27 protein-coding genes are annotated in these 23,174 nt (G+C 63.8%); 19 read left to right on the top strand and 8 right to left on the bottom strand.

Annotation, left to right across the window (positions count from 1 at the left end; translation table 11 throughout):
• Window positions 1-109: 109 nt before the first annotated feature.
• Together I6F24_RS10320 and I6F24_RS10315 are read left to right on the top strand one after the other, a co-directional pair.
• On the top strand, window positions 110-532 hold the full coding sequence (locus tag I6F24_RS10320; RefSeq protein ID WP_036000992.1) for an MAPEG family protein: 423 nt from the start codon (window positions 110-112) through the stop codon (window positions 530-532).
• A gap of 28 nt (window positions 533-560) precedes the next feature.
• Window positions 561-1,862, top strand: a complete 1,302-nt coding sequence (locus I6F24_RS10315) for an RsmB/NOP family class I SAM-dependent RNA methyltransferase (RefSeq protein WP_036022570.1) — start codon at window positions 561-563, stop codon at window positions 1,860-1,862.
• A 205-nt stretch (window positions 1,863-2,067) separates the two neighbouring features.
• Here I6F24_RS10315 and I6F24_RS10310 read toward each other — a convergent pair whose 3' ends face one another.
• Window positions 2,068-2,277 (bottom strand): cold-shock protein, encoded by a 210-nt coding sequence (locus I6F24_RS10310; protein ID WP_008141931.1) that lies wholly within the window; start codon window positions 2,275-2,277, stop codon window positions 2,068-2,070.
• Window positions 2,278-2,540: 263 nt separating this feature from the next.
• The gene (locus tag I6F24_RS10305; RefSeq protein ID WP_036022573.1) at window positions 2,541-2,873 is read right to left on the bottom strand and encodes a DHCW motif cupin fold protein; all 333 of its coding nucleotides are present in this window, start codon (window positions 2,871-2,873) and stop codon (window positions 2,541-2,543) included.
• A 260-nt stretch (window positions 2,874-3,133) separates the two neighbouring features.
• On the opposite strand from I6F24_RS10305, the gene guaA reads away from it, so the two are divergent.
• From guaA to cydB, 4 genes are all read left to right on the top strand, one after another.
• The gene (guaA, locus tag I6F24_RS10300; RefSeq protein ID WP_036022575.1) at window positions 3,134-4,732 is read left to right on the top strand and encodes a glutamine-hydrolyzing GMP synthase; all 1,599 of its coding nucleotides are present in this window, start codon (window positions 3,134-3,136) and stop codon (window positions 4,730-4,732) included.
• Window positions 4,733-4,946: 214 nt separating this feature from the next.
• Entirely contained in the window at window positions 4,947-5,384 is a 438-nt protein-coding gene (locus I6F24_RS10295) for a nuclear transport factor 2 family protein (RefSeq protein WP_141697608.1), read from the top strand.
• A gap of 298 nt (window positions 5,385-5,682) precedes the next feature.
• Window positions 5,683-7,128 carry a cytochrome ubiquinol oxidase subunit I gene (locus tag I6F24_RS10290; RefSeq protein ID WP_036022578.1) on the top strand — a complete coding sequence of 482 codons (1,446 nt, stop codon included), beginning with the start codon at window positions 5,683-5,685 and terminating at the stop codon, window positions 7,126-7,128.
• Entirely contained in the window at window positions 7,125-8,135 is a 1,011-nt protein-coding gene (gene cydB, locus I6F24_RS10285; protein WP_036022581.1) for a cytochrome d ubiquinol oxidase subunit II, read from the top strand. Before I6F24_RS10290 ends, cydB begins: the two co-directional genes overlap by 4 nt.
• Before the next feature lie 433 nt (window positions 8,136-8,568).
• Here cydB and I6F24_RS10275 read toward each other — a convergent pair whose 3' ends face one another.
• Window positions 8,569-9,360, bottom strand: coding sequence for a hypothetical protein (locus tag I6F24_RS10275; protein ID WP_225156225.1), 792 nt, complete (start codon window positions 9,358-9,360; stop codon window positions 8,569-8,571).
• A gap of 329 nt (window positions 9,361-9,689) precedes the next feature.
• Here I6F24_RS10275 and I6F24_RS10270 point away from each other — a divergent pair, with 329 nt between their 5' ends.
• Entirely contained in the window at window positions 9,690-10,949 is a 1,260-nt protein-coding gene (locus tag I6F24_RS10270; protein ID WP_036022585.1) for a serine hydrolase, read from the top strand.
• Between the two features lie 160 nt (window positions 10,950-11,109).
• Here the strand turns inward: I6F24_RS10270 and I6F24_RS10265 are convergent, their stop codons facing one another.
• Window positions 11,110-11,460, bottom strand: a complete 351-nt coding sequence (locus tag I6F24_RS10265; RefSeq protein WP_036022587.1) for a cupin domain-containing protein — start codon at window positions 11,458-11,460, stop codon at window positions 11,110-11,112.
• Window positions 11,461-11,633: 173 nt separating this feature from the next.
• Between I6F24_RS10265 and I6F24_RS10260 the strand changes: the two genes are divergently transcribed.
• Both I6F24_RS10260 and I6F24_RS10255 read left to right on the top strand, forming a co-directional pair.
• Window positions 11,634-12,296, top strand: coding sequence for an SRPBCC family protein (locus tag I6F24_RS10260; RefSeq protein ID WP_036000961.1), 663 nt, complete (start codon window positions 11,634-11,636; stop codon window positions 12,294-12,296).
• A complete protein-coding gene (locus I6F24_RS10255) occupies window positions 12,296-12,658 on the top strand; it encodes a metalloregulator ArsR/SmtB family transcription factor (RefSeq protein ID WP_036022590.1) in 363 nt (120 codons plus the stop codon). Before I6F24_RS10260 ends, I6F24_RS10255 begins: the two co-directional genes overlap by 1 nt.
• Before the next feature lie 163 nt (window positions 12,659-12,821).
• Here the strand turns inward: I6F24_RS10255 and I6F24_RS10250 are convergent, their stop codons facing one another.
• Entirely contained in the window at window positions 12,822-13,322 is a 501-nt protein-coding gene (locus I6F24_RS10250) for a peptide deformylase (RefSeq protein WP_036022592.1), read from the bottom strand.
• 80 nt (window positions 13,323-13,402) lie between these two features.
• Between I6F24_RS10250 and I6F24_RS10245 the strand changes: the two genes are divergently transcribed.
• Window positions 13,403-13,987: a TetR/AcrR family transcriptional regulator gene (locus I6F24_RS10245; RefSeq protein ID WP_036000944.1), complete on the top strand. Its 585-nt coding sequence runs from the start codon at window positions 13,403-13,405 to the stop codon at window positions 13,985-13,987.
• A gap of 77 nt (window positions 13,988-14,064) precedes the next feature.
• On the top strand, window positions 14,065-14,640 hold the full coding sequence (locus I6F24_RS10240) for a DUF308 domain-containing protein (RefSeq protein WP_074447870.1): 576 nt from the start codon (window positions 14,065-14,067) through the stop codon (window positions 14,638-14,640).
• A 13-nt stretch (window positions 14,641-14,653) separates the two neighbouring features.
• Here the strand turns inward: I6F24_RS10240 and I6F24_RS10235 are convergent, their stop codons facing one another.
• Window positions 14,654-15,109 carry a cupin domain-containing protein gene (locus tag I6F24_RS10235; RefSeq protein ID WP_036022613.1) on the bottom strand — a complete coding sequence of 152 codons (456 nt, stop codon included), beginning with the start codon at window positions 15,107-15,109 and terminating at the stop codon, window positions 14,654-14,656.
• On the opposite strand from I6F24_RS10235, the gene I6F24_RS10230 reads away from it, so the two are divergent.
• Window positions 15,087-15,449 carry a hypothetical protein gene (locus I6F24_RS10230; protein ID WP_141697610.1) on the top strand — a complete coding sequence of 121 codons (363 nt, stop codon included), beginning with the start codon at window positions 15,087-15,089 and terminating at the stop codon, window positions 15,447-15,449. The two genes, I6F24_RS10235 and I6F24_RS10230, sit on opposite strands and share 23 nt — an antisense overlap.
• Window position 15,450: 1 nt before the next feature.
• Window positions 15,451-16,671 carry an MFS transporter gene (locus I6F24_RS10225; protein WP_036022596.1) on the top strand — a complete coding sequence of 407 codons (1,221 nt, stop codon included), beginning with the start codon at window positions 15,451-15,453 and terminating at the stop codon, window positions 16,669-16,671.
• A gap of 21 nt (window positions 16,672-16,692) precedes the next feature.
• Here the strand turns inward: I6F24_RS10225 and I6F24_RS10220 are convergent, their stop codons facing one another.
• Both I6F24_RS10220 and I6F24_RS10215 read right to left on the bottom strand, forming a co-directional pair.
• Window positions 16,693-17,079, bottom strand: a complete 387-nt coding sequence (locus I6F24_RS10220) for an ester cyclase (protein WP_225149478.1) — start codon at window positions 17,077-17,079, stop codon at window positions 16,693-16,695.
• Between the two features lie 55 nt (window positions 17,080-17,134).
• Window positions 17,135-18,007 carry a bifunctional helix-turn-helix transcriptional regulator/GNAT family N-acetyltransferase gene (locus I6F24_RS10215; protein ID WP_225149479.1) on the bottom strand — a complete coding sequence of 291 codons (873 nt, stop codon included), beginning with the start codon at window positions 18,005-18,007 and terminating at the stop codon, window positions 17,135-17,137.
• Between the two features lie 162 nt (window positions 18,008-18,169).
• On the opposite strand from I6F24_RS10215, the gene I6F24_RS10210 reads away from it, so the two are divergent.
• From I6F24_RS10210 to I6F24_RS10185, 6 genes are all read left to right on the top strand, one after another.
• On the top strand, window positions 18,170-19,825 hold the full coding sequence (locus I6F24_RS10210; protein WP_225149480.1) for an acetolactate synthase large subunit: 1,656 nt from the start codon (window positions 18,170-18,172) through the stop codon (window positions 19,823-19,825).
• A 213-nt stretch (window positions 19,826-20,038) separates the two neighbouring features.
• Window positions 20,039-20,386: a Lin0512 family protein gene (locus tag I6F24_RS10205; protein ID WP_036000921.1), complete on the top strand. Its 348-nt coding sequence runs from the start codon at window positions 20,039-20,041 to the stop codon at window positions 20,384-20,386.
• Between the two features lie 4 nt (window positions 20,387-20,390).
• Window positions 20,391-21,083 (top strand): GNAT family N-acetyltransferase, encoded by a 693-nt coding sequence (locus I6F24_RS10200; RefSeq protein WP_036022604.1) that lies wholly within the window; start codon window positions 20,391-20,393, stop codon window positions 21,081-21,083.
• Between the two features lie 71 nt (window positions 21,084-21,154).
• Window positions 21,155-22,339, top strand: coding sequence for a serine hydrolase domain-containing protein (locus tag I6F24_RS10195; protein ID WP_225149481.1), 1,185 nt, complete (start codon window positions 21,155-21,157; stop codon window positions 22,337-22,339).
• 94 nt (window positions 22,340-22,433) lie between these two features.
• Window positions 22,434-22,643: a DUF2892 domain-containing protein gene (locus I6F24_RS10190; protein ID WP_225149482.1), complete on the top strand. Its 210-nt coding sequence runs from the start codon at window positions 22,434-22,436 to the stop codon at window positions 22,641-22,643.
• Window positions 22,640-23,161 (top strand): sigma-70 family RNA polymerase sigma factor, encoded by a 522-nt coding sequence (locus I6F24_RS10185; protein ID WP_225149483.1) that lies wholly within the window; start codon window positions 22,640-22,642, stop codon window positions 23,159-23,161. The genes I6F24_RS10190 and I6F24_RS10185 overlap by 4 nt, the downstream gene beginning before the upstream one ends.
• The last annotated feature ends 13 nt before the right edge of the window (window positions 23,162-23,174 follow it).

The following is a 23,174-nucleotide window of genomic DNA, read 5'->3' as shown; positions in this document are numbered from 1 at the left end:
ATCTGGGGTTGGTCGGGGAAGCGGGAATGCCGGTTCAAGTCGTTCATTGTCAGCGCCAAAAGTCGCGGCTAATGACGTCGGCGGCATTTCGCCTCCCGGGAAAGTTCCGATGTCCGTTCAAATGGTCCTGCTGCCGGTCTTCGTGCAGGTCGCTCTCACCTTCGCGCTGCTGATCGGCATGGTCCTGGCGCGCCGCAAGACCTTGGTCTCCGGCGAGACCAAGATCCGTGACATTGCGCTCGGCGAGCCAAACTGGCCGAAGGGCGCCACACAAATCGCCAATTGCTACCGCAACCAGTTCGAGCTGCCGGTGCTGTTCTATGTCCTGATTGCGCTGGCATTGCCCTTGCGCCGCGCCGATCTCTTCATCGTGCTGATGTCCTGGGTGTTCGTGGTGACGCGCTTTGCCCATGCCGGCGTGTTCGTTTCCTCCAACGATCTCGGCCGCCGCTCCACGGTCTGGCTCGCCGGCGTGCTGGTGCTGCTCGCGATGTGGATTTACTTCGCGCTGAAGCTTTTGCTGCTGATCTAGGCGCTGCGCACCACTTGAAAGAACGCGAATGACCCCTGCTGCCCGGCTGTCCGCAGCCATCGAACTGATCGACACCATCGAGAGGGACCGCGTGCCCGCGGCGAAGGCGCTGAAGGAGTGGGGCACCGCGCACCGCTTCGCCGGTTCCGGCGACCGCGCGGCCATCGCCGGCCTCGTCTGGGATGTGCTGCGCCGCTACGCCTCGAGCGCCTGGCTGATGGATTCCGATACCGCGCGGGCCCGGCTGATCGGCATGCTCCGCCTCGAGCGCAAAATGGACACGGCGACCATGGGCGCCTTGTTCGACGGCAGCCGCTTTGCGCCGGCGCCGCTGACCGAGGCCGAGCAGGCTGCGCTCGCCTCGCGCTCCCTCCAGGACGCACCTGCCGCCGTCGCCGGCGACTACCCGGAATGGCTCGACCCGCACCTTGCAAAAGTGTTCGGCGAGGATCGCGCCGCGGAGGCGGCCGCGATGGCGAGCCGGGCGCCGCTGGACCTGCGCGTCAACACGCTAAAATCCAACCGCGACAAGGCGCTGAAGGCGCTTTCTCATCTTCATGCAAAACCGACGCCCTGGTCCGCAACCGGCCTGCGCATCGAGCTTTCGGCCGATGCGCGCAACCCCGGCATCCAGGCGGAGGAGGATTTCATCAAGGGCGCGATTGAAGTGCAGGATGAGGGATCGCAGCTTGCGGCCCAGTTTACCGCGGCAAAACCCGGCGAGCAGGTGATCGATCTCTGCGCCGGCGCCGGCGGCAAGACGCTGGCGCTGGCCGCCCTGATGCAGGGCAAGGGTCGGCTGATCGCAACCGACCGTGACAAGCGCCAGCTCGCGCCGATCCATGAGCGGCTGTCGCGCGCCGGCGTCCACAACGCCGACATCCGCACGCCCAAGGGCGAGGCCGATTCGCTTGCCGACATCCGCAGCACCGCCGACCTCGTCGTGATCGACGCGCCCTGCACCGGAACCGGCACTTGGCGCCGCAACCCCGATGCCAAATGGCGGATGCGCCCCGGTGCGCTGGAGATCCGCCTGCGTGACCAGGCCGAGGTGCTGGAGCGCGCGGTTCCGCTGGTCAAGCCGGGCGGCCGCATCGCCTACATCACCTGCTCGGTGCTGGCGGAGGAGAACGGCGAGCAGGTGAGGGCGTTCGTCGGCCGACATGGCGAGTTCTCGGTTGTCCCGCCCGAGCAGACCGCAAGCGTGCTCTGGGACAAGGCGGAAGCCTTTGGCGAGGCTGCGCTGCAGTCAGCCGAGGGCTGGCTGATGACGCCGCGCCGGACCGGGACGGATGGGTTTTTCGTGTCGGTGCTGAAAAAGACCGGCTGATCGACGTTGTCATTCCGGGGCGCGCGTAGCGCGAGCCCGGAATCCATCGTGCGGCGGTCTCCGCGGGTCCATGGATTCCGGGTTCGCCCTGCGGGCGCCCCGGAATGACATCAAAAACAAAAGCCCCGCAGACCGATCCCGGTCGCGGGGCTTTCGAGTTCCAACGTTCTGCCGGTACGTCCGCGGTCAGAACGGTGCGAGGGCGTTAGCCGACGCGGAGATTGTCAGCCGACGACTTGCCGCTGCGGCGGTCGGCGACGATGTCGAACGAGACCTTCTGACCCTCGTTGAGGGAGGAGAGGCCAGCGCGCTCGACGGCGCTGATGTGAACGAACACGTCCTTCTGGCCGTCATCCGGCTGGATGAAACCATAACCCTTTTGGGTGTTGAACCACTTCACGGTGCCCATAGCCATGGGAATTTCCTTGTTTAGTTAGAGAGGTACGCACGCAGACCGGTACGCAGCATTGCGCCCATAGTCCCTGATGAGTCGATGTTTGGAGAATTCATCTGAAGCGTGCGCGCCCGTCAGCAACGAAGCGAAGCGGCCCAGTCGTTCGGCCAAGTATCGATGATCACAATATAGCGAGAATTTGGGGCCACTTCAAGGCACCACCCGTGGCCCGAAACGTCCCGCCACTTTGCTATTTCGCGGTGCAAATTAACCGTCGGCGCGCTTCAGTCGACGATGAAGAGCGTCGCCCCCGTCGTCGTCGAGGACCGGTGCGCGGCGTCGCCGAAGTCCGATACCTGGTAGCTCATCCCCGCCGTGAGCTTGAATTTGCGCCCGTCGCGCAACTCAGAGTCGAGCTCGCCCGTCAGCACATAGAGCACGTGGCCGCGATCGCACCAGTGATCGGCGAGATAGCCCGGCGAGTACTCCACCATCCGCACGCGGAGTTCGCCGATGTTGAGCGTGCGCCATGTGGCCTCGCCGCTCTCGCCGGGATGCGTGGTCGGCTCAACCTTGCTCCAGTCGGTGACGGTGAAGGGGGAGGTGGGGAGTTTCATGGGGGCGATCCTGTCTCGGAGCCGGCGCCGCTTTTGTTAGCGCACGCTGTTGCCTCCGTCATTGCGGGCGCGAGGCGTTGATCGTCGCCCCGATGTGGCCGCTTTTTCTTGGAGCGCTCGTTAGCGTTGCGACGGCGTTTGCGTTGAACAAATTAGGTAAATATTACTTACCTAAGCGCCTCGTGTCCATGCCCAAAGAAGCATGTGGGCGCTCCACCACCGCGGTTGCGGCCCGCGCGCCGCCAGCGTATTGGCTGGCCATGACAGCAGCACAGAACGACCGCTCCGCGTCGACGCCCTCGGTGGCCTCGGCGCACGACAAGATTCTCATCGTCGACTTCGGCAGCCAGGTGACGCAGCTGATCGCGCGTCGCGTGCGCGAGGACGGCGTCTATTGCGAGATCGTCCCGTTCAACAAGGCGGAAGCCGCCTTCGAGGAGATGAAGCCGAAAGCGGTGATCCTCTCCGGCGGCCCCGAGTCGGTGCATGAAGCCGGCTCACCCCGCGCCCCGCAACTCATCTTCGATTCCGGCGTGCCGGTGATGGGCATCTGCTACGGCCAGATGACCATGGCGGCCCAGTTAGGGGGCGAGGTCGAGGGCGGCCATCATCGCGAATTCGGCCGCGCCGATGTCGAGGTGAAGGCCGAGAGCCAGCTGTTCGCAGACGTCTGGTCGTCAGGCAGCAAGAACCAGGTCTGGATGAGCCATGGCGACCGCATCACCAGGATGCCGCCGGGCTTCTCCGTCGCCGGCACCTCGCCGAACGCGCCCTTCGCAATCATCCAGGATGAGAAGCGCAAATATTACGGCCTGATGTTCCACCCCGAAGTGGTGCACACGCCCGACGGCGCAAAGCTCATCCGCAACTTCGTGCGCAAGATCGCCGGCCTCACCGGCGACTGGACCATGCGCGCCTTCCGCGAGGAGGAGATTGCAAAGATCCGCCAGCAGGTCGGCAAGGGCAGGGTGATCTGCGGCCTCTCCGGCGGCGTCGATTCGGCCGTTGCGGCCGTCTTGATCCACGAGGCCATTGGCGATCAGCTGACCTGTGTGTTCGTCGATCACGGCTTGATGCGCCTCAACGAGGCCGAGCAGGTCGTCGACCTCTTCCGCCACCATTACAACATCCCGCTCGTGCACGTGGACGCCTCCAAGCAATTCCTCGGCGAGTTAGAGGGCGTCACCGACCCCGAAGCCAAGCGCAAGACCATCGGCCGCCTCTTCATCGAGGTGTTCGAGGCTGAGGCCAAGAAGATCGGCGGCGCCGATTTCCTGGCGCAAGGCACGCTCTATCCTGATGTGATCGAGAGCGTCTCCTTCACCGGCGGACCTTCCGTCACCATCAAGTCGCACCACAATGTTGGCGGCCTGCCCGAACGCATGAACATGATGCTCGTCGAGCCCCTGCGCGAGCTGTTCAAGGACGAGGTGCGCAAGCTCGGGCGCGAGCTCGGCCTCCCCGAAATCTTCGTCGGCCGCCACCCGTTCCCGGGTCCGGGCCTTGCCATCCGCTGCCCCGGCGAGATCACCAGGGACAAGCTCGACATCCTGCGCAAGGCGGACGCCGTCTACATCGACCAGATCAGGAAGCACGGCCTCTACGACGAGATCTGGCAGGCTTTTGCGGTGCTGCTCCCGGTAAAGACCGTCGGCGTCATGGGCGACGGCCGCACTTACGATTACGTCGTTGGCCTGCGCGCGGTGACCTCGACCGACGGAATGACCGCGGACTTCTACCAGTTCGACATGAAGTTCTTAGGGGAGACCGCGACGCGCATCATCAACGAGGTGAAGGGCGTGAACCGCGTGGTGTATGATGTGACCAGCAAGCCGCCAGGGACGATCGAGTGGGAGTGATCTGGTTGGTTGGCACGGCCCGAAACCAGAAAGGTGAAACCCTGGAACGCCCGCAGAGATGCGGGCTTCTTCGTTTTCAAGCTGGTGCTTGCGAGCGCCGGCAAGACTCGCGTCGCTGGCACAGGGTCCATCTTTGCCAAGATCGATAGGTAGCGCACCGTCAGCTTGCGGCGGATCTGGCAACACTTTCTCGAGGTCGAAGGAGGAGCTGCGAATGACCATCTCGACAAGCGAAGTGGAACAGTTCTTTGATCGATATGCCCAAGCCTTCAGAGATGGCTTGGACGGTACTCTTGATGAGGAGTTTTTCCGTTCGCTTTTTTCCACCCAATATATCGCTGTAGGACCAAAGGGTGTCATGGCAGGGGACAACGATCACGCTTTTGTCGAGCGGATTTCAAAAGGATACGAGCGCTACCGTCAGATCGGAAACAAGGCGGTCACCGTCTCCGAGATCGAGATGCATTCGATCGATGAAACACATTGCCTTGTCCACGTGGGCTGGAGCAGCGAATTCGAGAAAGATGGCAGGCGTATCGACGTGCCTTTTACCAATGCCTATCTGCTTGAGCAGAATGATGGGCTGCTGAAGGTTTTCGGCTGGATTACGGGTGATGAAGTTCAACTGCTCAAGGACAATGGCCTCTTGTGAGGCTTGCCCAACGGCAGCGCGCCAGAACTTGCATTGATCAAAGAAGCTCGGCGCCGGCTCTTCGAAGCCGGCAGAACGGCCTCTGCGCGTCGAACTCAACCGCAACTCGTCCGTTGCAGGCCGTGCGCGGGGTAGGACATTCCGGCATATTGAGATGGTAATGTGCCGAGGATAGCCTTCAAGGACAGCGCCCGCAGAGAATGCTTAAAACCCTCGACATCGGATGTTCGAGGCAGCTGGAACAAGCGTAGGTTGAAAGCGTTAGCTGCGGGCCGCACTTGATGTCGGGGGCGGAGCTATGTCCGACTTATTACCCAGCGCGTTGGACCTCGCGCGCTTCCAGTTTGCCTTCACGGTGGTCTGGCACTTCCTATTTCCGGCCTTCACCATCGGACTGGCGAGCTATCTTGCTGTGCTCGAAGGGCTGTGGCTGTGGACGGGCCGCGGCGCCTATCTCGATACCTACCGCTATTGGCTGAAGATTTTCGCCGTCGCTTTCGCCATGGGCGTGGTGTCGGGCTTGGTCATGTCATACCAGTTCGGCACGAATTGGTCGGTGTTTGCCGACAAGACATCCCCGGTGCTCGGGCCGCTCCTCGGCTACGAGGTGCTGACGGCATTCTTTCTCGAGGCCGGCTTCCTTGGAGTCATGCTCTTCGGCCTGGGACGCGTTGGCCCGCGCCTGCATTTCGTCGCGACCTGTTTCGTCGCGGGCGGCACCTTGCTCTCGGCCTTCTGGATTCTAGCCGCAAATTCCTGGATGCAGACGCCGGCAGGACACGCGATGGGAGCGGACGGCCAATTCATCCCCGAGAGCTGGCTCGCGATCATCTTCAATCCGTCGTTCCCTTATCGCTTCGCCCACACGGTGACGGCGGCTTACCTGACGACCGCGATGATCGTGGGAGCCGTGGGCGCCTGGCACCTGCTGCGGAACAGGATGAACGAACGCGCACGCATCATGTTTTCAATGGCGATGTGGATGGCCGCGATCGTGGCCCCGCTACAGCTTCTGATCGGCGATCTGCATGGGGTGAATTCGTATCACCACCAGCCCACCAAGGTCGCCGCCATGGAGGGTCACTTCGAGACCGAGCGCCGCGCGCCTTCCATCCTGTTCGGAATGCCGGACGCCGAAGCCGGGGTGACGCGCGGCCAAATTGCCATTCCTGGCTTTGCGAGCCTCTATCTCACGCATAGCCTTGATGGAGAGGTCAAGGGGCTCAAGGCTTTCCCGAAAGACACCTGGCCGACCAACATTCCGCTCGTCTTCTGGGCGTTCCGCATCATGGTCGGCTTGGGGATTCTGATGATCGTGCTCGGCATGGCCTCGCTCGTTCTGCGTTGGCGAGACGCCCTGTACGACACGCCATGGCTGCATCGCTTTGCCGTGGCCATGGGGCCGTCGGGGCTGATCGCTGTGACGGCCGGATGGACGGTGACGGAGGCGGGACGCCAGCCATTCACGGTTTATGGACTGCTGAGGACCGCCGATAGCGTGGCGCCGATCGCAGCGCCGGCGGTGGCCGCGTCTCTGGCGGCATTCGTTGTCGTGTACTTTGTCGTTTTTGGCGCGGGGATTGCTTATCTGTTTCACCTCTTCCGCCAGACCCCTGAAGCCGGCGAGCACGGACCGCCACAAGGCCAGCCGGTCCGCACGGCCGGCATCACGCCGGCGCCAGCCTTGATAGCAGGGTCAGACACGCACAGAGTAGAGCCGCGGCAAGCGGGGATCCGGCCATGAGCATCGACCTCACATTGATTTGGGCGCTGCTGATCGCCACGGCCGTGCTGCTCTACGTCGTGATGGACGGCTTCGACCTCGGCGTCGGCATCCTGTTTCCGGCCGAGGTGGCGAGGCCCGATCGCGATGTCATGGTCAACTCGGTGGCACCGGTCTGGGACGGCAACGAAACCTGGCTCGTCCTCGGTGGCGGCGGATTGTTCGCCGTGTTTCCACTGGCCTACGCGACGATTTTTCCTGCGCTGTACATGCCGCTCATTCTGATGCTGCTGGCGCTGGTGTTCCGCGGAGTAGCCTTCGAAATGCGGTTTCGAGCACGGACGTCGGCTGGTGAAATATGGTGGGACCGCGCCTTCTCCTGGGGCAGCTTTGCGGCCGCATTGCTCCAGGGCGTTTGCCTCGGTGCCATCGTGCAGGGCATCCGCGTGGAGGGGCGTGCTTACGCCGGCGGGTGGTGGGACTGGCTGACACCTTTCTCGGTTTTGACCGGTGTTGCCCTTGTCGTCGGCTACGGCCTGCTCGGCGCGTGCTGGCTGATATGGAAGACCGACGGCGCGCTTCAGGCACGCTGCCGCAACTACGCACGCGTTCTCGGATTTGCGACACTCGGCTTCATCGGCCTCATATCACTGATGATGGTCATCCAAAGCCCTGCGTTCCGGGAGCGATGGCTGACGCTGCCGAACATGCTTTACGCAGCGCCTGTGCCAGGTCTCTTGGCCCTGCTGGCATGGCGCTTTCACCGCGCGCTCGCAAAGGGCGAGGATGGGATGCCGTTCCTGTGCGCGCTGGGCTTTTTCCTGCTGTCCTATGCCGGGCTGGGCATTAGCATGTGGCCGATGATCGTGCCGCCCTCGATTACGATCTGGCAGGCAGCCACGCATCCCAGCAGCCAGTTGTTCCTGCTCGTCGGCGCGGCGGTGCTGGTACCGGTGATCCTTGTCTATACCGGCTACGTCTATTGGATCTTCCGCGGCAAGGTGCGGCACGGCGAGGGATATCACTGATGCTGCGTGTGTCTCGCGCCTGGCGGCAGTTGCTGTGGTTCGTTGCGCTGTGGGCTGCAGGTGTGATCGCGCTGCTGGCGATTGCAGTGCCGATCCGATGGCTGCTGAAGACAGGGTGAGGGAGTTGCCGACCCGCCGGGCCGGCCGCTGCTGCCGTCCTGATCGCGCGGAGACACCCGGCGCAAACGTCGGATCTCCGTCACCTACGCTCGTGATACGACATCCGCATCGCCCCCTTCGGGCGATGGTCGAGCTACGAGGTCGGCCGCCCCAGCCAAGACCGCGACGCCCATCATCAACGAGGTGAAAGCCGTGAAAGGGTGGTGTATGACGTGACCAGCAAGCTGCCTGGGACGATTGAGTGGGAGTAGGGAACCTTCTCGCTGGTGGGAACTGATTTGCACATTGAATACGCTGCCGACTTTGCTGCTGTTCAGGCAGAGGCGGCACTCTTCTTTCCAGCGCCGCTGAATTCAAGGATGCTTTTAGCTAGCTCTTCGACGGCCTTCTTGTTGTTCTGTGCCCAAATAGTGGTAAAGGCTAAGCTCACTGTTTGTGCGGGTATAAGCCCTAACTTCGCGCCGAGTTGCGAAAAAAGCAAATGCGTGTCCTTGTTTGATAAACGAACCTGTTTGCACGCATCCAAAACTCGATCACTTTCAGCAAATTCTTGGAGAAGGGCGACGGACAATTTACCACCGATCGCTGGCCATGCTTCAACGCAGCTGTCGAATACAAATGCTTCCGGTGCGTTGCCTGGAAGACGAAACACACCGTTAGAAAGGTTCTCGTCTTGCTTGGAATCCCCGTCTATCACGCACACCGAAGGCACAGTTATTGCTGGATTGGTATTGTGATAGCTGTTCATCGAGACCGCTGCGCCATCGCCAGCCATCGCGTGAACCTGAAAGTGCTCGATAGGACGATTCGCGCCCTGCCGAAGAATCGATTCCACCCAAATTTTCGCGAAATCGTCCTCAACAAAAACGACGGATGACGTTTCGATCTGCCCGGTAATTGCCCGCAGGGATGCGATATCCAGTTTGCCTTGAAACAATTTGTCCTTCGTTGCCGCCCAGATAGCCTTACTTGGTAGAGGTTGGAGAGCCTCGCCGAAGGGAAGAGCGCAGTCGTGCGAAGATGAAGTGTGGAGGGAACGGCAACCGAGAAAAAAGTTCGCTGCGTTCAAAAAGTCTCTCTTCAAGCGTGCGGAGTAATGGATCAAGGAAGGGCTCCAGATCATCCGAATCTACATTGGTATGATCCGCGACCAAAAGTGTGGCGAGTAGCAAAAGGAGATCATCGTTGTATTCTTGAGAAGGTGCCATCGTTTGATTCCAGCTATCCTGAGTATGATAGCAGCAGGTTGTGAGGGCGCATAGGACATAACAAAAGTAGAGAGCGACGAAACTGATTCCGCACGCTGGTGTCGAGGCGAGGCGAGAGTAGAGTATAGGAAGTCATAATCAACGCAGAACGATAGACCACCCCAGCATGCAACACCGGCCATGCATGCTGACTTCTATGCTAGGATCTTTGTCTCGGAGCAGCTGCATGTCCATCGCCACAACCCTCAGCCACCAGTCCGCACCCCCCATCGAATCCGACCCCGAAACCCTCGGCTGGATGCGCGGCTTTCCGCCGTCGCCCGACCGCCTCATCACCTTCCAGGACGGCTCGTTCCGCAGCTTCCCAGAACTGCGCTGGGCCTGGTGCAACATCCGCCAGCTGGTGCCCACGGTGAACGTCTGGCGCGGGGCGGGGCCGGCATCACCGCTGCCGCGTGCGGAGCAGGACATCGGCGCGGTCGCCTCGACCACGATGGACGGCCGGCCCATGACTTTCGAGAAGATGCTGGAGGAGACCTACACCGACGGCATCGCGGTGCTGCATCGGGGCAGGCTGATCTATGAGCGCTATTTCGGCGCCTTGAAGCCGCACAAGCCGCATATCGGCATGTCCGTGACGAAGTCGTTCACCGGCGTGCTCGCGGGGATTCTGGTCGCCGAGGGCAGGATCGACCCGCAGGCGCCCGTCACGGACTATGTGCCGGAGCTGAAGCCAAGCGCGTTCGGCGATGCGCGTGTGCACGAGGTCATGGATATGACCACGGGGCTCGCCTACACCGAAATCTACACCGACAAGAATTCCGACGTGTGGGGCCTGCGGCGCGCCAACGGCATGGCGCCGATCCCCCCGGGCTATGACGGCCCCACCACCATCTTCGATTTCCTCATCGCGCAGAAGAAGCAGGGCGAGCATGGCAAGGCCTTTGCCTACAAGACCGTCAACACCGACGTACTGGCGTGGATCATCAGGCGCGCCAGCGGCATGACCCTGTCCGACTTCCTGTCGGAACGCATCTGGCAGCCGATTGGCGCGGAGGAGGACGCGTACTACCACGTCGACCGCATCGGCACCGAGAGCGGCGGCGGTGGCCTCTCCACCACGTTGCGCGATCTCGCCCGCTTCGGCGAGACCATGCGCAATCACGGCCGCTTCAACGGCCGCCAGATCGTGCCGTCGCAAGTAGTCGAGGACATCGCGCGCGGCGGCGATCCCGAAAAATTCAAGCCGGCCGGCTACACCACGCTGCCGGGTGCCTCCTACCGCAATCAATGGTGGGTGACGCACAACGCGCACGGCGCCTACATGGCGCGCGGCGTCTACGGCCAGGGCATCTACATCGATCCCAAGGCCGAAATGGTGATCGCACGCTACGCCTCGCATCCGATGGCGGGTAACGCCGCCAACGATCCCGTGACGCTGCCGGCCTACATGGCGCTGGCGAAGGCGCTAGTGACGGGCGGGTAGGGTGGATTAGCCTGCGGTTGCGCGAAGCGCAGCCCGCCGGCGTAATCCACCATCTCTCGCCGCGCCGTGTCGGCAATGGCGGATTACGCCTTCGGCTAATCCGCCCTACGAGCCGGCGAAGGCGCTGATGCCCGGCGGGTAGGGCGTCGCAGCTCGTGCCTCACTCATGCGCCTCCTGCCAATGCGGATAGGTGACATAGGCGGTGACGGCGCCTTGCTCGTGCGAGCGGATCGTGACCGTCTCGCCCTTCGGCATATGGACGATCTCGCCGGGCCCCGCGGTCACGGTGCTGCCGTCGCTCGTGACCGACAGCTTCCCTTCGAGGACGATCATGACATCGTCGACCTTCATCGTCTCCTTGAGATTTTGGTTCGGCGCGTAGCGGCCGAAGCCGATCGTGATAGGTCCGCCGTGGCGCTGGTCGACCAAGTTGGCGACGAAGATATCGCCGTCCTGTCCCGGTGAGCGCTCGAGCGAGGCGTCGGCGATGGCGAATTTGCGAACTTTCATGAGGTCATTCCGTCTTGTGGGGCTGGGGGAGGGCACCGATAGACGCCGTGGCCGTTGTTTGGTTCCGCCTCGCGGGCGGTTTGACGCAGCGGAACGTCGCGCAATATAAGTATTGACTTATATTAGTCGCGATCGATATTTGTTCGGCGGATGAACCACAGGGAGAACCGAAAATGCAGATCGACGTCGCCAGGGTCTTGGGGCTTGTGACGCGCTCGGTGAGGAGCTTGGAGAGAGACGGCAAGCCGGCTAGCGCGGTGACGCTAACGCGGCTCTACGACACCAGCGTCGACGATCTCTGGGACGCCGTGACCAGCAGGGAGCGGATCCCGCGCTGGTTTGCGCCGGTCGAGGGCGACCTCCGGCTCGGCGGACGCTACCAGGTCAAGGGCAATGCCGGCGGCACCATCACGTCCTGCACGCCGCCCACCCATTTCGCCGCGACCTGGGAATTCGGCGGCGCCACGAGCTGGATCGACGTCAGCCTGAAAGCCGAGCGGAGCCAGGCGCGCCTGACGCTTGAGCACACCGCGATCATCGAGGATCATTGGAATCAGTTCGGTCCGGGTGCGGTCGGTATCGGTTGGGACCTCGCGCTTGCGGGACTTGAGCGATATCTTGCGACCGGGGCATCGGTCGATCATGAAACGGCGGAGGCGTGGATGGTCTCGCCCGAGGGCAAGGACTTCATGACGACGAGCGGCGAATATTGGCGTGCGGCGCATGTCGCAAGCGGGGTCGATCCTGACGAGGCGAAGCAGCGCTCGGACCGCACCATCGCATTCTATCGCGGCGAGATGCCGCCCGACATCGTTCATCCCGGCACCGGAAGCTGATGCACGCCTTCGAGGTCCTCGCCGATCCCGTGCGCCGCCGCATCCTCGAGCTGCTCGGCCTCAAGGAGATGGCGTCCGGCGAGGTCGTCGAAGTCATCGGGGCCGAGTTCGGCATCACCCAGGCGGCCGTCTCGCAGCACCTCAAGGTGCTGCGCGAGAGCGGCTTTGCGAGCGTCCGGGCGGAGGCGCAAAGGCGCCTCTATTCGGTCGACGCCGCCGGGCTGCAAGCGGTCGATGCCTGGGTCGGCCAGTTCAGGATTATCTGGGAGCCGAAGCTGGACGCGCTCGCCACCGAGATCGCGCGCGGCAAGCGCGAGCGTCGCAAGGCGCCGATCATCAAGCGGACAGGGAAGAGGGCGTAATCGGGCTCCGTAGCCTGGATGGAGCGCAGCGTAATCCGGGGTGTCCCACACAGGCAGTAGCGTAGGGTAGATTAGCAGGCCGCCGCGAAGCGCAGCGGGCGGCGTAATCCACCATCTCTCTCATTTTGTCGTACTCAGGTGGATTACGCTGCGCTAATCCACCCTACGAATTCCGCGACATCTTCTCGAACTTCTTCACCAGCCGCTCCCGCTTCAGCCGCGACAGCCGCTGAATCCAGAACATGCCGTCGAGCTGGTCGATCTCGTGCTGATGGCAGACAGCTCGCAGGGCTTCGGACTCCTCGGTGTGCATGTTGCCGTCGAGATCCCGATAGCTGATCCGCACCCGCGCGTGTCGCTGCACCTCGTCGTTGATCCCCGGCATCGAGACGCTGCCTTCGCGGTGCATGATCATCTCCGGCGAGACCCATGTGATCTCCGGATTGACGTAGGTCTGCGGACCGTCCTTCGCGTCGAGCTCCAGCACCACGACGCGCAAGGGCACGCCGATATGCGGCGCGGTGATGCCGATGCCGGGCGCGGCGCGCATTGTGTCGAGCAGATCCTGCGCGAGCTCGCGCAAGAAATCGTCGAACGCGGTGACGGGGCGGGCCGGCAGCGCAAGCCGGCGGTCGGGATAGCGCACCATCGGGCGGATGGTCATGCAGGGCTCCTACCACTCACTCACGGATCATTGAAGCATCCTCGCTTGACCGCCTACCTACTGGAAGGTAGCTAAGCGCCATGAGCACCGCTTCCTCGACCGCCGACGACATTCTTGGCTGCGCCCGTACGCTGATCATCGCGGGCGGCTACAACGGCTTCAGTTACGCCGACATCGCCGATGTCGTCGGCATCCGCAAGCCGAGCATCCACCACCACTTTGCCAGCAAGGTCGATCTGGTCCGCACCCTGGTGTCGCGCTATCGCGAGGAGGCCCAGGCAGGGCTGTCGGCGCTCGAGCGCAATGTCGCCGACCCCGCCGAGCAGCTCAAAAGCTACATCGCCTATTGGGAGGCGTGCATCAAGGATGCGACGGCTCCCTTCTGCGTCTGCGCGCTCCTTGCCAGTGAGCTTCCGATTCTGCCCGAGGAAGTGGCGCTCGAAGTCCGCGCGCATTTCCGCTCCGTGTCGTCGTGGCTGGCTTCGGTGATGGAGCGCGGCAAGCGGCAAGGCCGGCTCCATCTCTCCGGCACCGCGCGGGCCGAGGCGGAGGGATTCATGGCAACCGTTCACGGCGCGATGCTGTCGGCGCGGGCCTATGGCGATCCAAAAATCTTCGGGACAATCACCCGGCCGCTGCTGGAGCGGCTTTCCACCAGGCACTGACGAGATCGGCACAGGCCGGGCAGGGCGGTGCTTCGGCGTCGTACGTAAACTACCAACTAGTAGGTAAGGAGCAGAAAATGAGAACCAGCGAGATGGCTTTGGGCGCCGACCAGGCGCAATGGCTGAAGCAGTACTACTTCATGCGTGCCGCGTTTTCCGTCGCTTGGGTCATTGCGGCCCTCGCGATCGCGCCGTCATCGGCAGTGATCGCAGCGACGTTGCTCGTTGCCTATCCGGCCTGGGACGCTGCCGCCAATTATCTCGACGCGCTCTGGAGCGGTGGCTTGAACCAGAACCGCACGCAGGGCCTGAACGTGCTGGTCAGCCTCGCCACGACCATTGCGGTCATCCTGGCCTTGCAGGTCAGCATGAACTGGGTGCTCGGAATCTTCGGAGCCTGGGCGATCCTGTCCGGACTGCTCCAGCTCGGCACGGCCGTGCGGCGCTGGAAGCGTCTCGGCGCGCAATGGGCCATGGTGCTCAGCGGTGGCCAGTCGGCCCTGGCGGGCGGCTTCTTCATCTTCCAGGCCGCGACGCCTGCGGTGCCGTCGATCGCGAATGTCGCGGGCTATGCCGCCGTCGGCGCGATCTACTTCCTGGTCTCGGCGGTCTGGCTCACGGTCGGCGACTGGCGCCGTAGTGCGGCCCTGTGAGCCGCAATGTCACTTACAGATAGCGCGTGCCGTCCTTGTGCAGGAAGCGGCCGTCCGCTGCCGGGCTCATCATGTCGATGTCGGAGCAGGTGATGAGGTCGGCTGGCGAGCGTGAGCCGATCTCGAGATAGACCGCCGTCACGCTCGACCTGTTGATCATGTGATGGCCGTTGCCGCTGGCCTTGGGGAAGGCGGCGCAATCGCCGGCGTGCAGCACGGTTTCGCCGCCATCCTCGATCAGCGTCACTTCGCCTTCGAGAATGTAGACGAACTCGTCCTCGTGCGAATGCCAGTGCCGCTGGCTCGACCAGGTGCCCGGCGGCAGGCGCATCAGGTTGACGCCGAAATCCGACAAGCCTCCGGCATCGCCGAGCCGCTTGCGAATGCGCTCGGCGCAAGGCGCATTGAAAGGCGCCGGATAGCCGGAGCCCTTGCGAGCCGGCACGGTGGCGACGTCGATCTTTGGCATGTGGAACTCCCTGCAATCCACCAACAGACCGGCGGCGCGAAGCATCATCACGATGAACATCGCGGACCAGATCAATATGTGTGGGATGCTGTCATTCTGCGGCTGTTTTGCCCGACGTGTCAAACCGATCTGTGATGATGTCGCGCGAGGACAGGGAGCCGCTGAGCTGTCGTTCCTGGTAGGTAAGTCATTGATCCCGCTGGCGCCGCTACTGTGCATGGGGTTGTTTTTCGAGTTTTGTTGCCAGGTCACGAAAGCGTGCGGCAAAAATGACGCCGGTCTGTCGGCCGGCGCAGTTCCCGATCGTCTTTCACGCGAGACAGACCTGACGGGAGACTGAAATGATTTCTTCCAACTATCGCTGGGTGATCGTCGCCGCCGGCGGCGTGCTTGGCTGCGTCGCGATCGGCGGCATGTTTTCGCTGCCGGTGTTCCTGCAGCCGATCACCAAGGACACCGGCTGGTCGGTGACCGGCATCTCCAGCGCGATGACGATCGGCTTTCTGGCCATGGCCTTCACCAGCATGGCTTGGGGCACGCTGTCCGACCGGTTCGGGCCGCTGCCGGTGGTGCTGACGGGATCGGTCGTGCTGGCGCTCAGCCTGTTCGCGGCGAGCCACGCGACCTCGCTTCTCGTGTTCCAGATCGTGTTCGGCCTGCTGGTCGGCGCCGCTTGCGCTGCGATCTTCGCGCCCATGATGGCGACCGTCACGGGCTGGTTCGACTCCAATCGCGGCCTCGCCGTGTCGCTGGTCTCGGCCGGCATGGGCATGGCGCCGATGACGATGTCGCCGCTGGCGGCCTGGCTCGTCTCCGGCCACGACTGGCGCACCTCGATGCAGATCATCGCGCTCGTGGTCGGCGCCATCATGATCCCGGTCTCGTTCCTGGTGCGCCGTCCGCCGGCGCTCGCGCAAGGTCCGGCCGCGCCCGCCGGCGAAACCGCCGGACAAAACGAGATGTCGATGGGCGAGGCGTTGCGCTCGCCGCAATTCCTGATCCTCCTCGCCACCAACTTCTTCTGCTGCGCGACGCATTCCGGCCCGATCATCCACACCGTCAGCTATGCCGTGAGTTGCGGCATCCCGCTGGTCGCAGCGGTGACGATCTACAGCATCGAGGGATTTGCCGGCCTCGGCGGGCGCATCGCCTTCGGCCTGATGGGCGACCGCTTCGGCGCCAAGCGCGTGCTGGTCTCGGGCCTGCTGCTGCAGGCCTTCGGCGCGCTCGCTTATGTCTTCGCGCAACAGCTGACGACGTTCTATGCGGTCGGCGCGATCTTCGGCTTCATCTATGCCGGCACTATGCCACTCTATGCCGTTCTGATCCGCGAGAACTTCCCGCTCAAGATGATGGGCACGGTGATCGGCGGCACGGCGATGGCCGGCAGCCTCGGCATGGCGACCGGCCCGCTCGCCGGCGGCCTGATCTACGATGCCTTCTCCAGCTATGCCTGGCTCTACATCGCCTCCTGGGCGATGGGCTTAGGGGCCTTCCTGATGGCCATGACGTTCCGCCCCTTCGCAAAGCCGCAAGGCGAGGTGGCGCCCGCGGCGGCGTGAATTCGAGATCGAGGCGTGGCGTCAGAGCTGCGCCTCGATCGCGGCCTTGTCGATCACCGACCAGACCTGCCGGATCTTGCCGTCGAGAAATTCGTAGAAGACGTTTTCGCAGAAGGACACGCGCCGCCCGTTGACCGCAAGACCAACGAATGTCCCGACCGGTGTGCAGTCAAACTTCAATCGGGCGGCGATGCGGGGAGGATCGCAGATCAGCATCTCGATATGGAACTGCAGATCGGGGATCTCCCGAACATCCCTTTCCAGCATCGCGCGATAGCCCGCAAGCCCAAGGGGCCGCGCGTTGTGGGTGGCCTCCTCATGCACGAATTGTCCGAGTGCCGGCCAATCCCGCCGATTCAGGCAAGCGATGTAGGCGCGGTAGATGTCGGCGAGGTCGTCTCTCATCATTATCGAAGCTCCCACGGCCTCGACCAACGCGCGAGGACCGCGAACCGGTCCAGCGTTAGAGGCGCTTTTCGAAGAAGAGGTCCGGATAGGGATCGTCGTTGAACCGCGGGATCTCGCGCCAGCCCGTGCTGCGATAGAGCTGACCGGCTTCGGGCAGTGCGCTGTTGGTGTCGAGCCGCAGCAGCGCGATGCCGAGCTCGCGCGCGGCGCTCTCGGCCGCACCCATCAGGCGGCGGCCGAGCCGCAGCCCGCGCGCGGCGGGCGCGACCCACAGCCGCTTGATCTCGGCGCAGCCGTGATCGGTGCCCTTCAAGCCGACGCAGCCGATCGGCAGCGTGTCCGACATCGCAACGAGGAATGTGCCGCGCGGCCGGCGCATGTCCTTGGCGTCGGGGTCGCGTGACAGCGAGACGTCAAAGCCCTGGCTGAAGCGGCGGCCGAGCTCGGCATAGTACTCGCCGAGGCAGTAGCGCGCTTGCTCGCAGCGCGGATCCGTCTCCTCCAGCGCGACGCGCTCGCGCGTCAGCGCGGAGGCGATCAGGTCCATCGCCGCCAGCAACGCCTCGCGTTGCGAATGTTGCGCGAGGAGGCCTTCGGCCTGCGCGTTGGACAGCGCCTCGTAGGCTGCGAACTCGCGCCGGCCCGCCCGTGTGAGCGTTGCCATGCGCCGCCGCGCATCGTCCTCGCGTGCGGCGGTCTCGATCAGCCCTTCGTCCTCGAGGCTGCGGAGCAGCCGGCTCATCAGCCCGGAATCGAGACCGAGATAGTCGCGGATCTCCGCCACGTCCGATCGCCCGTGCCCGATCGCATTGAGCACGCGCGCGGCACCCAGCGGCCGGCCGCGCCCGAGAAACGACGTATCGAGTGCTCCGACCGCAGAGGTGACGGCGCGGTTGAAGCGGCGAACGCGGGAGACGGGATCGAGCATGATATCTGACTTTAGTCAGATATCGCGGCTTGTCAATCGAGCGAGAGCTGATCGAGTTGCAGTTGCGCGCCTCTTTGTGAGTTGTTCCCGTGTCGCTAGCCGTTACCATGCGGCCGCTCGGGGAGTCTGAATTCACAACGAGCGGAGGCGGCATTGGGCGGGATGGAACGCAAAGCGAAGGGATCGGACCTGTTTGTCGCGGCGTTGGAGAATGAGGGTGTTGACCGCATCTTCGGCATCCCCGGCGAAGAGAATCTCGATCTGGTCGAATCGCTGCGTGCTTCGAGGATCGAGCTGATCCTGACCCGCCACGAGCAGGCCGCGGCCTTCATGGCCGCCACCCACGGGCGGCTGACCGGCAAGCCCGGCGTTTGTCTGTCGACGCTCGGCCCGGGTGCTCTCAACCTGTCGACGGGCGCCGCCTATGCGCATCTCGGTGGCATGCCGATGATCCTGATCACCGGCCAGAAGCCGATCATGAGCAGCCGGCAGGCCCGCTTTCAGATCGTGGACGTGGTGGCGACCATGAAGCCGCTCACGAAACTGTCGCGGCAGATCGTCAGCGCCTCCAGCATCCCGACCGTGGTGCGCGACGCCTTTCGCGTCGCGATGGAGGAGCGGCCCGGGCCGGTGCATCTCGAACTGCCCGAGGACGTTGCCGGGGACGAGGTGCCTGCGGTCCCCGTGATCCCGGTCCATCCGATCGAAATCCCGGTCGCCCATCGCGCCGCGCTCGACCGCGCCGCCGAGATGATCATGGCCGCCAGGCGCCCGCTGGTGATGATGGGCGCTGCGACCAGCCGGCCGCGGTCGACACACGGCATCGCAAGCTTCGTGCGGCGGACCGGCATTCCGTTCTTCACGACTCAGATGGGCAAGGGCACCGTGCCCGGCGGCACCAATCTCTACATGGGCACTGCCGCCTTATCCGAGCGCGACTATGTGCATGATGCCATTGACGCCGCCGACCTGATCGTTGCGATCGGTCACGACCCGATCGAGAAACCGCCCTTCATCATGGGGCCCTCGGGCCCGAAGGTCATTCACGTCAGCTACACGCCGGCGAGCGTCGAGCAGGTCTATTTCCCCGATGCCGAGGTCGTAGGGGACGTCGGCCCGAGCCTGGAGCTGCTGGCGGATCGACTCGAAGGCAAGCTGCCGCAGGCCGCGGCGCTGCTGCCGCTGCGCGAAGAGATACTGAAGCACATCGCCGACCGCGCCACCGAAGCGCGCTGGCCGCCGACGCCGCAGCGCATCGTGCACGACATCCGCCAGGTGATTCCGGAGAACGGCATCGTCGCCCTCGACAACGGCATGTACAAGATCTGGTTTGCGCGCAACTACCGCACCCGCGTCGCCAACACGCTGCTGCTCGACAATGCGCTGGCGACCATGGGCGCCGGCCTGCCGTCGGGGATGATGGCCGCGATGCTCTATCCCGACCGCCGCGTGCTTGCGGTTGCCGGCGACGGCGGCTTCATGATGAACAGCCAGGAGATGGAGACGGCGGTCCGCCTCAAGCTCAACCTGGTCGTGCTGGTGCTGGAGGACAAGGCCTACGGCATGATCCGCTGGAAGCAGGCCGTCGACCGCTTTGCCGATTACGGCATGACGTTTGGCAATCCGGATTTTGCACTATACGCCAAGGCTTATGGCGCCAAGGGTCATCGCATCGAAAGCATCGACAGCTTCGGCACGACGCTCGATGCCGCCTTCAGGGAGGGCGGCGTGCATCTGGTCGTGGTCCCGATCGATTATTCGGAGAACGTGCGGGTGCTGGTCGACGAGTTGCGGGCGCACGAGAAGGCGAAGGCGTGAATTTTGTGCGACGCTCTCACCGTTCGTCATTGCGAGGAGCCCTTGCGACGAAGCAATCCAGACTGTCACCGCGGAAAGATTCTGGATTGCTTCGCTGCGCTCGCAATGACGGAGCCTGTGGCGCACGTCTCGGTTCAACATGACAACCACACTTGTGTTGGGCGTGCCGATCGTCGAAACTCTCCACTACCCAACCAGCCACAGGAATAAAGCATGCCTCGCGTTCGTTGTGTCACCGAGATGGGCATGGGCGTCGACGTCCACGGCAGGGACGCCACCAAGGCGGCCAAGCGCGCGGTCTCCGATGCCATCAGGCATTCCAGCCTCGGCTTCTTCCGGATGATCGGCAAGACCGCGAACGACATGTTCGTGGACGTCACGATCGGCGTGCCGAATCCAGAAGCCGTCGACAAGGAAGCCGTCGCCAAGGAGCTGCCTTACGGCACCGTGACCGTCACCGCGGTCAAGGGCGGGCTGGAGATCCCCTCGGCCACGGAAGTGGCCAACGATCCCATCCTGATCGCCAATGCCGCCGTCATCGTCAGCTTCGACAAGGATTAGGCCGATGTCCGCGAGCGATGAGGCGCTGCTGGATCGCCCGATCTGGAGCGCGTTGACGACGAGCCAGAAGCATCTGGCCGAGGGCGGCCCGCGGGCTCTGCGCTATCCCGTGGACATGACGCCGTTTGCCGATATGGCGGACATGTCCGCGGCAAGTTTTGCGGCGCTCGGCGATCTCATGTCGGGCTCGCAAGTCGCGGTGCTGTTCACGCCCGAGTCCGTCGAAATTCCCGCCGGCTTCAAGGTGCTGCTCGCGGAGCCCGGCGAGCAGTTGATCGGCTCGCCCGCCGACACTTCGCTGCGCGATGCCGAGATCGTCCGCCTCGGCGCGACTGACGTTTCCGCCATGATGGCGCTGACCGAGCTGACCAAACCCGGGCCGTTCGCGGCGCGGACGCATGAGCTCGGCACCTTTCTCGGCATCCGCGCTCGCGGCGAGCTGGTCGCCATGGCCGGCGAGCGGATGAAGCCGGGCAATTTCACCGAGATGACGGCGGTCTGCGTGCATCCCGATCATCGCGGTCGCGGTTACGCACAGGCGTTGCTCGCCGCCATCGCGCGCCAGATCGAGGCGCGCGGCGAAATTCCGTTCCTGCACGTGTTCGCGAGCAATACGTCTGCCATCGCGCTGTACCAGCGGCAGGGCATGCGGATACGGCGCCGGCTGCAGGTCACCGTGCTGATGAAGCAGGGATGAGCTGCACCGTGGGCTTCATATCCTGAGAAATCGCGCTATATCGATTCCAACCACAAATCGGGGGGGAGCACATGGACGCCAGAACGACTGATTTTTCCGCCGTACGGACGGCGATGCAGCGCTACGTCGATCAGGAGATCATTCCCGGCGTATCCTGGGCCGTGCTGCGCGGCCGCGAGGTGGTCGATCAGCAATGCGTGGGCTTTGCCGACCGAGAGGCCAACACTGCGCTGCGGCCCGATCATATCTTCCGGGCGTTCTCCAACACCAAGATCTTCGTCACCTGCGCGATCATGCTGCTGGTCGAGCAAGGCCGCATCGGGCTCGATGACGCAGTCGAAAAATTCCTGCCGCAGCTCGGCAATCGCAAGGTGCTGAAGCAGGGCGCTTCGAGCCTTGCCGATGTCGAGCCGGCGAAGAGTCCGATCACGATCCGCCAGCTCCTGACCCACACCTCCGGCCTCAGCTACGGCATCTTCGATCCCGGCACGGTGCTGTTCAAGGGTTACAACGAGGCGCGCGTGCTCAATCCGCTGACGCCGCTCAGCGACATGATCGACAGGCTCGCCGACCTGCCGCTGTCCTATCACCCTGGCACGGCCTGGGAATATTCCGTGGCGACCGACGTGCTCGGCCGTGTGGTCGAGGTCGTCTCGGGCCAGCCGCTCGATGTCTTCCTGAGGGCGCGCATCTTCGATCCCCTGGGCATGATCGACACCGGCTTCCATGTCCCCGAGGCCCAGCAGGGCAGGCTGGTCGCGCTCTACAACGGCGCCGATGTGCTCGACCCCATGAAGCCCGGCCTCACGCGCGCCGACCATCTGCCTTACCCGCAAGCCTATCGGCGGCCGCTGCCGCGGCTCTCGGGCGGCGGCGGTCTGGTTTCGACCTTGCCGGACATGCTAGCGCTGCTGCGTGCGCTGCTGCCCGGGTCAGATGCGCTGCTGAAGCCGGAGACGCTGCGGCAGATGATGACGAACCAGCTGCCCGCAGGCCAGACCATCCGATTCGCCAATCTCGGGCCGATTCCCGGCAAGGGCTTTGGCCTCGGCGGCGCCGTCACCTTCGCGCCGACGCCGTTCGATCCGCCGAACTCGACAGGTGAATTCCAATGGGGCGGCCTTGCCGGTACCCATTGGTGGATCTGTCCGGAAGCGAACACTGCGGGCGTCCTGATGACCCAGCGCTACATGGGCTTCTGGAATCCGTTCTTCTTCGAGTTCAAGCGCCTTGCCTCTCAGGCGGTCGGAGGTTGACCGCAAAGAATCTTTTACCAGCGCGAATCCTTTTTGGCCGTCGCGTCCTCTTGATGGTCGAGGCAATCGGTCTCGGCCCATATCGGAGGATGTGATGGGATTCTATCGGAAGAACATCGGCGGGCTGCATCAGGTGGGGCGGGTCGTCCTGGGGATTGCGGTGGCGGCTGCGGCGTTCGTTTATCTTGCCGGCGCGACGGCATGGCTGGTCGCGCTCGGTGGCGCCGGCTTCGCGCTGACCGGTCTCGTCGGTTATTGTCCGATGTGCGCGATAGCGGGCATCGGCAAGGGAGGGGTGTCGTGAGCGCGGCGGCGATCTCGCCAAACCTGTTCGAGGCCGCGCGGCTCGGCGATGCCGAGGCGATTGCGCGTCTGCTCGAGACGACGCAGCCGGACATCCGTCGCTATGCGCGGGCGACCTGCCGCAGCTCGGCGGACGCCGAGGATGCGACGCAGGAGGCCCTCTGGATCCTGTTCCGCCACGTCGGCACGATCCGTTCGCTGCTGGCGTTGTCGGCCTGGCTGTTCAGCGTGGTCCGGCGCGAATGCCTGCGGCTCGCGCGCCGGGCCGGCGTTGTGCCGGCGGTCGATGGCGCCGAGGCGGAGGCCGCACTGCTGTTGCGCCCTGAGGCCGATCTGCGGCTCGACGTCGCCGCGGCGTTCGAGGCGCTGCCGCTGCACTATCGTGATGTCGCGCTGATGCGCGACGTCAAGGAGATGACGATCGACGAGATTGCCGCCGCGCTCGGCGCGAGCAGGCAGACCGTGAAGGCGCGGCTGCATCGCGCCCGCGCGTTAATGCGCGAATATCTGACGAGATGAGAGGCGACCGGAT

Source organism: Bradyrhizobium sp. BRP23, from assembly GCF_020194135.1.
Lineage (GTDB): Bacteria > Pseudomonadota > Alphaproteobacteria > Rhizobiales > Xanthobacteraceae > Bradyrhizobium > Bradyrhizobium yuanmingense.
Note: the sequence above shows the minus strand (reverse complement) of the source record. Positions and strands in the feature narration are given on the sequence as shown.